The sequence below is a fragment of the Micromonospora palythoicola genome (assembly GCF_036689795.1).
GTDB lineage: Bacteria > Actinomycetota > Actinomycetes > Mycobacteriales > Micromonosporaceae > Micromonospora > Micromonospora palythoicola.
The window spans coordinates 64,630-76,535 of record NZ_JBAGKI010000026.1 but is presented as its reverse complement, the minus strand read 5'-3'; the positions used below and the strand labels follow the sequence as shown (position 1 = coordinate 76,535).

Below are 11,906 nucleotides of genomic sequence, written 5' to 3'. Positions count from 1 at the left end.
CTGCCAGCCCGGGTCCCAGGAACTGGGGCGGACCCCGAGGCGGGCGCTGTTGCCCTGATTCGGCCGGGCTCCCGCTGACGCGGCGAGCCGGGCCGGCCCGGGAGGACGCCGACCCGGCTCGGGGTGCCGGTCTCAGCAGACCGGCACCGACCCACCCCAGACCGTCGAGATGTACGCGTGGCTGACGAACTGCCCGCTGGCCAGGCGGTTCCACCGGTTGGTGGTGCGGTACGGGCCGACGATCGTCTGTCCGGTCACGTAGCACTGGATCGGCACGTTGGCGTACTGGGCGGCCAGGCCACGGGACTGGTAGCCGGTGCTCGGGCCGGAGCGCACGGTCAACGGCCCGTCACCGACCACCCCTCGCGGGCCGGTGCCGGTCCACAGGTACGCCACGTCGACCCAGGCGTTCGTGGACAGTTGCAACCCGTCCCAGAACGTCCCGTCGGCGAGGTCGATGCCGGCCGGGTTGAGCACCACCCGGCCGAACTGGTCCCGCCCGCCGTTGTAGCCGTCCTGGTACGCGGCCTGCGCCTGCGGCCGGCCCTGCGGCAGTGCCTTCCAGTTCTCCCGCACCGCGCTGAGGTTCCAGTAGTCGTCGCGGGTGTTCCACGGACCGACGTCCCAGACCGGGGCGTATTCGCAGCGGCTACCGGTGACGGTGCAGACCCGGACGGTGTAGTCGCCGGTGTTGCGCGGGGACAGCCCCCGGCGCGACGGCAACGCGACGAAATGGTCCCGCGCGCGGACCGTGTGCCCGTTCGCTGTCAACTCGCCCACCAGTCCGATCCGGGTCGCGTACACCCGGTAGGTCAGACCGGGGGTGGCCGCGGTGGCGGCGGCGACGGTGTCGGCGGTGAGCCGGACGGCACGGACCTCGGTGCTGGCACCGGAGGGGCTGCCGGTCAACACCACCCGAGCCTGCACCCGGCGGACCGGCCGGTCGAAGACGGCCGCGGGCGCCGCGTCGCGCCATTCGGTCCAGCCGGCGGCCCGCCAGCCGCGCACCTGCACGGTCGCGGTGGCGCCGGGCCGGGCGACGATGGTGACCTGGGCGCGGATCCGGGTGGCCGGGCGACTGAGGGTACGCGGTACGGCCACCAGCATGCCCTCGGCGACGGCGCTCCGTCGGGCGGGCACGCCGGGTGGCCGGGCGTCGGCCAGTCGCAGGCCGGTACGGGTATGTCGCACGTTGACGTCGTCGGCGTCGACGACCGACAACTCGGCGGTCCACCGGTCGGCCCGACCGGCCGAGGAGGCGGCGGGTGGCTGGAGGGCGATGGCGAGGGCAGTGGCCAGCAGGGCGGCCAGAAGGGCGTTGCGGGGATGATTCATCGGCATTCTCCTCAGAACTCCCCGATAGTGCCTATATCCGTAGATCGAACAGAAGCGTCATACAAATAGCGATACATGTGAATTGCGCTCGGGTGAGGGAGAATGGTGCCGTGCCCGAAGGTGACACCGTCTGGAACACCGCCCGCGTCCTGGAACGCGCGCTGGTCGGCGCGCGGCTGACCGGCAGCGACTTTCGGGTGCCCTCGCTCGCCACGACCGACCTCGCCGGATGGTCGGTACGCGACAGCGCCAGCCGGGGGAAACACCTGCTGCTCCGGCTGGACGCCCCGGCCCGCGCCGGTGAGTCGCGCTGGACGCTGCACTCGCACCTGCGGATGGACGGCACCTGGCGGGCCTACGCGCCCGGGGAGCGGTGGACCGCCCGGCCGGCGCACCTGATCCGGGTGGTGCTGCGTGCCCCGGCCGCGACCGCCGTCGGCTACCACCTGCACGAGGTGGCCCTGGTGCCCACCGCCGACGAGCACCGCCTCGTCGGTCACCTCGGCCCCGACCTGCTCGGCGCCGACTGGGATCCCACCGAGGCCGCCCGTCGGCTCGCCGGCCACCCGGACACCCCGGTCGGTGTGGCCCTGCTCGACCAGCGCATCCTGGCCGGCGTCGGCAACCTCTACAAGTGCGAGGTGCTGTTCCTGCGCGGGGTGCACCCGCGTACCCCCGTGCGGGACGTGCCCGACCTCACCGGTCTGGTGACCCTGGCGCAGAAGTTGCTGGCCGCGAACCGGGGTCGCTGGACGCAGAGCACCACCGGCGCGCTGGGGCGCGGCCGGACCAGCTACGTGTACGGCCGCCGGGCGCAGCCGTGCCGACGCTGCGGCACCGCCATCCGCAAGGAGGAACTGGGCGACCGGGTCACCTACTGGTGTCCCACCTGCCAACCCGGCACGCCGGCCTGAGCCGGGTACCACGCATCTTCCACGCGCCGGCCCGAGCCGGCACCGCGCATCTTCCACGCGGTGGTCTGGGCAGGTCGGAGGCGGTGGTCGGCCGGCCACCCAGCGGCGCGGAGTGGCGACCTCGACACGCCGGCAGCTCGGCAGATTGGCACGAAAGGGGACTTCCTAACCGGCCACCACACGTCGCATGCTGCGGTTGAGGGCTCACGGAACGTCAGCACGCGCGTCCGGGCCGCCACGTCGGGGTGGTGGCCGGCGCGCCTCGATCACCGGGAGAGCCATGGCCGTGTTCCGCAGACTCCGGTCGAGCTGGCTGGACCGCGTCGCCCGCACCGACCAGCCCGGCACACCGGGCGCCGTACCGGGCACCCGGACCGCCCCGGACACGGAGAACGGCACGCACCCCGGTCCCGACCGCGAGGTCCCGACGGCGGGTACCGCCGGCACCGGGAGTTCCGACGACACGGGCGCGGCGACGCGGAAACCACCGGTGCCCGGCCAGCCGCATCCGGCAACGGCCCCGTCGCGGCCGGGGTCGGCGAGCCTGGACCCGGCGGCGGCCCCCCGCTGTTTCGGCGCCGTGCCGAACCACGCCTACAGCCCACTGCCCACGCTCGGCGAGAACGGGCAGCCGGTGCCCGGCACCGGGTTGCGCAAGTTCGTCGACCCGCTGCCCGGCCTCGGCCCGCTGGGACGTACCCCGCACGGTGCCCACCTGCCGGTCGCCGTGCCCGACACGATCACCTATCCCGGTTGCGACTACTACGAGATCGGGCTCCAGGAATACACCCAACGGCTGCACCGGGACCTGCCGGCGACCCGGCTGCGCGGCTACCGCCAGCTGAACCTGGGTACCAACCCGGACGGGCACAACACGGTCGCCCCGCCACGGCGACCCTGGCACCTCGGTCCGGTCGTGCTCGCCCGACGCGGCCGGCCGGTACGCGTCAAGTTCATCAACCAACTGCCCACCGGGGATCTCTTCCTACCGGTCGACCCGACCGTGCCCGGTGCCGCCCGGGGGCCTCTCGACGGGCCGGCACCCTACCCGCAGAACCGGGCGGTGCCGCATCTCTGTGGCGCGCTCACCGGCTGGATCAGCGCCGGCGGCCCCTGGCAGTGGATCACTCCGGCGGGCGAGATCACCCCCTATCCCACCGGTCCCGGCCTGGCCCACGTGCCGGACATGCCCCATCCGGGGCAGGGTGCGACCACCCGCTACTACCCGAACGACCAGAGCGGCCGGCTGCTCTGGTTCCACGACAACACCGTCGGGCTCTCCCGGCTGACCGGCTACTCCGGCCAGCTCGCGCTCTACCTGCTCACCGACGACGCGCAGGAGCGGTTGATCGCCGACGGGACGCTGCCGTCCGAGCAGTTGCCGCTGGTCTTCGAGGACAAGACGTTCGTGCCGGACGACGCCCAGCTCGCCGCCCAGGACCCGACCTGGGATCGGGACCGGTGGGGTTCCCGAGGTGCCCTCTGGCACCCGCACGTCTACCAGGTCCGCCAGAACCCGTACCGGCGCGACGGGATCAACCCGACCGGCCGTTGGGACTACGGGCCCTGGTCGCGTACCGCCCACGCCGGCCCCGACGCCTCCGCCGCCACCGTGCCCAACCCGCATCACGACCCGGTCACCGAGCCGGACGAGCCGCCGGAGACCCCGGGCGTGCCGCAGCCGAGCGCGGTGCCCGCCGGCTACGGCGACACGGTCCTGGTGAACGGTGCCGCGTACCCGTACCTGGAGGTGCGGCCGACGGTCCACCGGTGGCGCATCCTCAACGCCTGCACCGACCGCTGGCTCAATCTGCAGCTGTACCGGGCCGCCTCGGACACGCCGATGTGGACGCCGGACGGACGCCTCGCCGACGCCGCCGCCGGTGAGGTGCCGATGGTCGACGCGGTGCGCGCCCCGGGCCGGCCGGCGGGCTGGCCCACCGACGGGCGGCCCGGCGGCGTGCCGGACCCGACGGCGGCCGGCCCGGAGATGATCCGGATCGGCAACGAGGGCGGCCTGCTGCCGGCACCCGTGGTCGTGCCGAACCGACCGATCGGTTTCCGCCACGACCGACGCGACCCGACCGTGCTCAACGTCGACGGCCACGCGCTGCTGCTCGCCCCCGGCGAGCGGGCCGACGTGCTGGTGGACTTCGCCGCCGTCGACCCCGGCACCATCCTGATCCTCTACAACGACTGCCCCGTCCCGCTGCCCTGCTTCGACCCCCGCTACGACCACCACACCGGCGGCACCGACCGGACCGCCGAGGGCGGTGCGCCGCCGACCGTGCCCGGGTACGGTCCGAACACCCGTACCCTGTTGCAGCTGCGGGTGACGGGCACTCCGGCCCCGCCGTACGACCTCGACCGGCTGCGGGAGCGTCTGCCCGCCGCGTACGCGGCCAGCCAGCGCCCCCCGGTCGTGCCGCAACCGGCCTACGACCCCTGCTTCGGCACCACGAGTACGGCGACGCGGATTCCGGTCCACGCCAGCACCGTCGAGTTCACCCCGCCCGGCGGGACACCGGTGCGCCTGCCGCTGACCGTGAGATCCGTGTGCCAGGTCTTCGAACCCGAGTACGGCAGGCTCGCCGGCCGCCTCGGCGTGGCCCACCCGCACGACGGACCGCGCGGCGCGGCGACCCTGCCGCTCGGTCCCACCGACCCGGCGACCGAGGTGGTGTACGCCAGCGACCCGGCCCTGGCGGTCGGCACACCGGCTGACGGCAGTCAGCTCTGGCGGGTACGCGGCTGCGGACGGCAGAGCCATCCGGTGCGGTTCGACGGCCTGGACGTGCAGGTGATCGGCCGGGTCGGCCGCGACGGCAGGATCCGGCCACCGCACCCCGGCGAACTCGGCTGGAAGCAGGTGGTGCGCGTCGATCCCGGCGAGGACGTGCTGCTCGCGCTGCGCCCCGAGGCACCGCCCCTACCGTTCAAGATCGGCGACAGCGTACGGCTGCTCGATCCGAGCCGACCGGCCGGCACCCGGCTCGACTCCACCCCGGTCAGTCCCGTGGACGGTCGACCCGCGGCTGTGGTCAACCAGCTGGTGAACCTCGGCTGGGAGTACCACTGGGGCAGCGCGGCGGCCGGCCATCGCGATCTGGGCATGAGCCGCCCGCTCGTGGTCCGGGTCTCGCCCCGGGCACCGACCGGGCTCACCGCCGCGCCGGCCCCGGGCTCGGCCACCGCGCTGCCGGCGATCACCCTCGCCTGGACCGGCAACGGCAGCCGACCTCCGGCCACCTGCCATCTGCTGCACCGGGCCACCGACGCGACCTTCACCAACGGGCTGACCTCCATCACCGTCGCGGCCACCGCGACCCGGTACACCGACGCCACCGTCACCCCGGGCGTCACCTACCACTACCGGATCCGCGCCGAGAACGCGGCCAGCTGCTCCACCTGGTCGAACAGTGTTCCCGCGTCGGTACAGCTCACCGCGCCGGCCAAGCTGACCGCGACCGTTCCACCGGCCGCACCGCTGCGGGTGGCGCTGCGCTGGGCCAACAATTCCTTCGCCACCGGCATCGACGTGCAACGCGCCACCAACCCGACCTTCACCAGTGGACCCGGCACCACCGCGATAGGTGTCGGCGACAGTCACCTGGACCCGGCGGTCGCGCCCGACACCACCTACTACTACCGGGTACGCACCACCTACCTGGGCGCCGCCTCCCCCTGGTCCACCCTGGCGGCGGTGACCACTCCACCCGCGCCCGGCACGCCGACCTCGGTCAGCGTGGCCACCACCGCTCCCGGCCCGGACACCGCGACCGTGGTGCTCGGCTGGTCGGCCAGCACCCCCGCCGGGCAGGGCGCCGGCTTCACCGTGGAACGGGCCCTGGACCCGGCGTTCACCCGGGAACTGGCCACCTTCACCGTGACCGGTCGCGGCTTCACCAACACCGGCCTGACCCGGGGCGTGACCTACCACTACCGGGTGCGCTCGTTCAACGTGGTCGGCGCCTCCCCGTACACCGGCCCCATCCCGGTCACCACCCCGGAGTGAGTGCACGCCGCGCGCTGCGGTCAGGGGTTCTCTGCTTCGTCGGTGGTCGACGGCGCTTCGCCCGCCGGTGCCGGGCGCAGCCACAGCCACACGCCGGCCAGCCCGCACGCCGCGCCGCCGAGGGCGATCGCGAACTCGGCCAGGCCCGAGAGATCGTCCGTGAACGGGAAGGTACGCGAGGCGACAAGCGCCAGGAACGCGATCAGCAGCAGCAGAACGGCAAGAACACGCTGTCGATTCACATCCGCAATTGGATCACACCGGGCCCAGGCTCCACGGTGGCGCAAGCGGGGACGCGCCCTGCCCCGGTCGGAATGTCTCAGGGGCGGACGGGGCGACCCACGGCACGTAGCTCGGAAAGCGCGCTGGCGAACCCGTGCAACAGGTCGGTCGCTTCGGTCAGCCGGGCGGCTGCCGGGTGCTCGGTCTCGGGGCGGTACTCCTCGGCGAGGTAGCCGGCGGCGGCGGCGACCAGCCGCTCGTACGCTGTCACGCCCGTCTCCAACTGGCCGGTGAGCGCCCGGTGCGCCTCGGCCAGCGGCGGCTTCGCGTCGGCCGGGGCGAGACGGGCGGCGCGTTCCACGCTGGCGACCCGGTTGGCCAGCTCGCGCAGGGACTGTTCGGCGGCGGAGGCTTCGGCGACGGCCGGTTCGGCGAGGCCGGTCAGCCGGCCCGCCATGGCCGCCATAGTCGCGGCGGCCCGGTCGAGGCGCTCCCACGGCCGGGCGGCGGCGGTGCCGCGCAGCGCGGTGCGGGAGCGGACCCGACGTACCTCGGCCAGCACGCCGGCACCGGCGGGAAGTCGTTCCACGGCGGCGACCAGGCGGGCGCGGTTGCGGGCGGCCGCCTGGGCCGGGTCCAGCGGTGGTGGAGCGGGTTGGGCGGCGAGGGCACGCAGGTCCACCCAGCGCCAGGCGGCCAGTGCGGTGGCCGCGCCCGCGGTGGCGGCCCACGCCGCGTCGGCCAGACCGATCCCGGCGTACGGGGTCAGCACCGCCGCCGCGCCACCGAGCCCACCGGCCAGGACGCTCCACCGGCGGGCGGAGCCGCGCAGCCGGCGAAGCCGGCGGAAATACCGGGTGCGCTCGTCCGCTGCCACCGTCGCCTCCTCGATCGTCCGACTCTCCGCTCAGCCGGCGGCCGTGGTGTCGCCGGTGCCGCGTTCGCGGCTCATGCTGGCGCGGATCTCGTCGAGCCGGGCCACCCCCGGGTCCGCGCTGGCCGGCTGCTCCTCGCCGGTGCCGCGGTCGGCGCCCGCGCCGAGCTGCTCACCGGCCATGCTGGCCCGGATCTGGTCGAGTCGGGCGGAGCCCGCCGAATCCAACGTCGCCTGCTGGATCTCCAGCATCCGGCCCTCGGTCGAGTTGCTGGCCAGCTCGGCGCGGCCCATGGCGTTGGCGTACCGGCGTTCGATGCGCTCGCGCACCTCGTCGAGGGTGGGCGTGCTGCCGGGGGCGGTGAGCGCCGACATGGACTCCAGCGAGGCGGCGACGCTCTCCTGCATCTTGGCCTGCTCCAGCTGGCTGAGCAGCTTGGCGCGCTCGGCGAGCTTCTGCTGGAGAATCATGGAATTGTTCTCCACCGCCCGGCGGGCCTGCCCGGCGGCGGCCAACGCCTGATCGTGCAGGGTCTTGAGGTCCTCCGCGGACTGTTCGGCATTGACCAGCTGGGTGGCCAGGGTCTGCGCGGACTGCTCGTACCGCCCGGCCTCCGCCTCGTCACCCTTGGCCCGCGCCTGGTCGGCCAGGACCAGCGCCTGGCGGGCGTTGGCCTGCAACCGCTCGACGTCGGACATCTGCCGGGACAGCTTCATCTCCAACTGCCGCTGGTTGCCGATCACCGCGGCGGCCTGCTGGACGAGCGCCTGGTGCTGCCGGTGCGCCTCGTCGATGGCCTGCTGGAGCTGCACCTTCGGGTCGGCGTGCTCGTCGATGCGGGCGCCGAAGAGCGCCATCAGGTACTTCCACCCCTTGACGAACGGGTTCGCCATCTCCGCGCTATCCCCTCAGTCACGTCGCTGCGCCTGCCCCACCCCCGGGCAACCGGCTCGGCTACCGGCGATGGTGGCTCCATCGTCCCAGCCGGGCGCCAACACGGCATCCGTACCGGCGGAAGGGGACGTCCGCGATCAACCCTACGCGGCGCAAGCTACCGCGACCATCGGCCACGAGGCTCAGGCGGCGCAGACCACGTCCCGGTCACTGCGGTCCGCGGGCCGGACCCGGGCACTGCGCAGCGTGGCCTTGAGCGGAGAATCCTGGCGCACCGAGACAGCGACGTTGCCGTCCGAGGTGACCTGACGTACGCCCCGGCCGGTGGCCTTGTGCACCGGCGCGGCGGCGACCGGCGTCGACTCGGTCGGCTCGTCCTGCACCGGCACCAGCACGCCCGGCATCTGTTCGGCGAGCGCGACCGTGTCGCTGACCTCGCGCAGCAGCTCGGAGAGGCGGGCACCCAGCGCGTCGCAGATCGCCGCGAGCAGTTCGCTCGACGGTTCCTTCTGGCCGCGTTCGATCTCGGAGAGGTAGCCCAGGCTGACGTTGGCTGCGGACGAGACCTCGCGCAGCGTGCGGTGCTGCCCCTGCCGGCGCGCCCGTAGTGCGTCACCGATCACCCGGCGTAGCAGGACCATCGCACCTCCCCTGAGGGACACAGTTCGCCCGGCCGACCGGCCTGCGGGAGCACCGGCTGTCGGAGCTTTCCCGCAACCGTACCCGCTGTGCGCCGCCGCGACATCCCGCCCCGCCCGGTCATCCCACGGCCGCCGCTCACCGCCGGGTGGGTCCGGGGCGGCGCAGGCGTCCGACCCGGCCGGGCCGACGGCATTTGGAGCCACGGTCGGCGGCCTCGGGAATCGGCGGCGGCGCGGTCAGGCCGGGTACGGGGCGTCGATCCGGTCAGCCAGCAGGCGCAGGGCCTCGGTGACGGCGGCTCCCCGGACCTGGTCGCGCCCACCGTCGAGACGCAGTTCCCGCACCTCGGTGCCGCCCGGTCCGGCGACCGCGACGAAGACCAGACCGACGGGCTTGCCACCCTGCGGTTCCGGCCCGGCCACCCCGGTGGTGGCCAGACCCCAGTCGGCGCCGCAGCGTCGCCGCCCACCCTCGGCGAGTGCCGTCGCCACGTCGGGATCGACCGGGCCGCGTTCGGCCAGCAGGTCCGCCGGCACGTCGGCCAGCCGTTGCTTCAAGTCGGTGGCGTAGACCACCAGTCCACCCCGGTAGACGGCGCTCGCCCCGGCGATCTCCACGACCGTGGCGGCCAACAGACCTCCGGTCAGCGACTCGACGGTGGCGAACGTCTCCCGCCGATCGGCGAGCCGGTGCACCACACCGGCCGCTGCGGCGCCCATCGAACCCTCACCCTCGCGTACACCCATGATCTGCATCCTTCCCGGCGCCGGCGCGGTCTACCCGTCGCAACGCCGTGGCGCAGCTCATCCCTTGGCGCGTCGCAGCCGGGTGGCCTGGGCGATGTAGTCCAGCCCGGTGACGAGGGTGACCGCGACCGCCGCGCCCATGATCCAGGGCCCGACCGGGGTGAGAGCGGCCGGCATCGGCCACAGATACCAGGTGATGGCCAGCACCTGAAGCGCGGTCTTGATCTTTCCGCCCCGACTGGCGGCGATCACGCCACGCCGGATCACCCAGAACCTCAGGGCGGTGATTCCCAGCTCCCGGGCCAGGATGACCGCCGTCACCCACCAGGGCAGCCGGTCGTACCAGGACAGCAGCAGCAGGGCGGCACCGGTGAGCGCCTTGTCGGCGATCGGGTCGGCCACCTTCCCCACGGCGGTGACCAGCGCGAACCTGCGGGCGATCCACCCGTCCACCAGATCCGTCACCGAGGCCACGGCGAAGATCACGCAGGCGATGGCCTGCCATCCGGCGTGGGTCATGCCGGACACCACCACCGAGACGGCGAAGACCGGTACCAGCATCAGCCGCAGCGCGGTCAGGGCGTTGGCGGCGTTGACCACGGGTACCCGGGCCACCACCGGCACCGGAGGCGAGTCCGTCGCCCCGGTCATCGAACCACCCCGCTCGGGTGACGCACCCGGCACCGCACCTCGTGCCTCCTCCGCCTCGTCCCAGCCCACCGTCACCGCGCCGCGCCGGACGCGGCGGAGATCATCTCATCCGGCACGGCGAGCAGGTCGACGCCCTCGGTTCCGGTCACCGTGGCCCGGACCAGGTCGCCGGGGCGCAGCGTGGCCAGGTCGACGCCACCGCCGTCGGGGGCGACCAGGGTGGTCGACCCGTCCACCTCCGGCGCCTGGTGCGCCGCCCGTCCCTCGACGACCCCACCGTCCACCGAGTCGACGAGCACCTCCACCGTCGAGCCGAGGCGGTCCTCGGCCCGCTGCGAACACAGCTCGTCGGCGAGCGCGCTGAGCCTGTCGTACCGGCGTTTGATGGTCGCGGCGGAGACCTTGCCCGACAGCCCGGCGGCCTCCGTGCCGTCCTCGTCGCTGTAGTCGAAGACGCCGATCGCGTCGAGCCGGGCCTCGGTGAGGAATCGCACCAGTTCGTCGACGTCGCCCCGGGTCTCGCCGGGGAACCCGACGATGAAGTTGCTGCGCGCCCCGGCCTCCGGCGCGAGTTGCCGGGCGGCGGCGAGCAGGTCCAGGAACCGGTCGGTGGAGCCGAAACGACGCATCCGGCGCAGCACCGGCTCGCTGGAATGCTGGAACGACAGATCGAAGTAGGGGGCCACCCCCGGTGTGCCGGCGATCGCCTCGATCAGCCCGGGCCGGGTCTCGGCCGGCTGGAGGTAGCTGGCCCGGACCCGGACGATGCCCTCGACGGCGGCGAGCTGCGGCAGCAGCTTCTCCAGCGCGCGCGGGTCGCCCAGGTCCTTGCCGTAGGAGGTCGAATTCTCGCTGACCAGTACGAGTTCCCGGACGCCGCTCTTGGCCAGCCACTCGGCCTCGGCGAGCAGCTCGTCGGGGGTACGGGAGACGAAGGCGCCCCGGAAGGCGGGGATGGCGCAGAACGCACAGCGCCGGTCGCAGCCACTGGCCAGCTTGAGCGAGGCCACCGGGCCGCTGTCCAACCGCCGACGCAGCACCGTACGCAGGTGTGCCGGGGTGTGCTCGTCGACGTCGGTGCCGCGACCGTGCCCGGGCAGGGAGACCGCGCTGTCGCGCCGGGCGACCGGGGTCAGCGGCAGCAGCTCGCGCCGGTCACGCGGCGTGTGCGCGGCGACCTCCCGGCCGGCCACCACCGCGTCCAGCCGGGCGGCGATGTCGGGGTAGTCGTCGAAGCTGAGCACCGCCTGGGCCTCGGGAAGGCTGTCGGCCAGTTCCCGTCCGTACCGCTCGGCCATGCAGCCGGCGGCCACCACCTTCGCCCCCGTGTCGGCGGCGGCCAGCAGCGTCTGGATCGAATCCTGCTTGGCCTTCTCCACGAACCCGCAGGTGTTGACGACCACCACGTCGGCACCCTCGCCGTCGGTGGTCACCTGCCAGCCGTCGGCGTGCAGGCGGGCGGCCAGCTCCTCCGAGTCGACCTCGTTGCGGGCACAGCCCAGGGTCAGCAGGGCGACCCGGCGGCCGTCGGGCGAAGGCGAGGAGGTGGCAGACACCATCCGAGGGTACCGGGCGACGGTGCCCGCACCGGCGACGGCGGTCGACGCCGGTG

Annotated in this window: 10 protein-coding genes; 2 read left to right on the top strand and 8 right to left on the bottom strand. The window is 73.8% G+C overall.

Annotated elements, in window-relative coordinates; genetic code table 11:
• Positions 1-132 precede the first annotated feature (132 nt).
• Complete coding sequence (locus V5O40_RS14415) at positions 133-1,335, bottom strand: hypothetical protein (protein ID WP_332905894.1); 1,203 nt, start codon at positions 1,333-1,335, stop codon at positions 133-135.
• Between the two features lie 110 nt (positions 1,336-1,445).
• Between V5O40_RS14415 and V5O40_RS14410 the strand changes: the two genes are divergently transcribed.
• Positions 1,446-2,249, top strand: a complete 804-nt coding sequence (locus V5O40_RS14410) for a DNA-formamidopyrimidine glycosylase family protein (protein WP_332905893.1) — start codon at positions 1,446-1,448, stop codon at positions 2,247-2,249.
• Positions 2,250-2,529: 280 nt separating this feature from the next.
• Complete coding sequence (locus V5O40_RS14405) at positions 2,530-6,264, top strand: hypothetical protein (protein WP_332905892.1); 3,735 nt, start codon at positions 2,530-2,532, stop codon at positions 6,262-6,264.
• Positions 6,265-6,284: 20 nt separating this feature from the next.
• On the opposite strand, the gene V5O40_RS14400 is transcribed toward V5O40_RS14405, so the two are convergent.
• The 7 genes from V5O40_RS14400 to rimO form a co-directional block, all read right to left on the bottom strand.
• Entirely contained in the window at positions 6,285-6,506 is a 222-nt protein-coding gene (locus V5O40_RS14400; protein WP_332905891.1) for a hypothetical protein, read from the bottom strand.
• Positions 6,507-6,583: 77 nt separating this feature from the next.
• Positions 6,584-7,363, bottom strand: a complete 780-nt coding sequence (gene pspM, locus V5O40_RS14395; protein WP_332905890.1) for a phage shock envelope stress response protein PspM — start codon at positions 7,361-7,363, stop codon at positions 6,584-6,586.
• Positions 7,364-7,393: 30 nt separating this feature from the next.
• The gene (locus V5O40_RS14390; RefSeq protein ID WP_332905889.1) at positions 7,394-8,254 is read right to left on the bottom strand and encodes a PspA/IM30 family protein; all 861 of its coding nucleotides are present in this window, start codon (positions 8,252-8,254) and stop codon (positions 7,394-7,396) included.
• A 183-nt stretch (positions 8,255-8,437) separates the two neighbouring features.
• Positions 8,438-8,896: a helix-turn-helix domain-containing protein gene (locus tag V5O40_RS14385; protein WP_269739307.1), complete on the bottom strand. Its 459-nt coding sequence runs from the start codon at positions 8,894-8,896 to the stop codon at positions 8,438-8,440.
• 237 nt (positions 8,897-9,133) lie between these two features.
• Entirely contained in the window at positions 9,134-9,643 is a 510-nt protein-coding gene (locus tag V5O40_RS14380) for a CinA family protein (protein ID WP_332905888.1), read from the bottom strand.
• A 57-nt stretch (positions 9,644-9,700) separates the two neighbouring features.
• Positions 9,701-10,294 (bottom strand): CDP-diacylglycerol--glycerol-3-phosphate 3-phosphatidyltransferase, encoded by a 594-nt coding sequence (pgsA, locus tag V5O40_RS14375; RefSeq protein ID WP_332905887.1) that lies wholly within the window; start codon positions 10,292-10,294, stop codon positions 9,701-9,703.
• 71 nt (positions 10,295-10,365) lie between these two features.
• A complete protein-coding gene (gene rimO, locus V5O40_RS14370; RefSeq protein ID WP_332905886.1) occupies positions 10,366-11,853 on the bottom strand; it encodes a 30S ribosomal protein S12 methylthiotransferase RimO in 1,488 nt (495 codons plus the stop codon).
• Positions 11,854-11,906 lie beyond the last annotated feature (53 nt).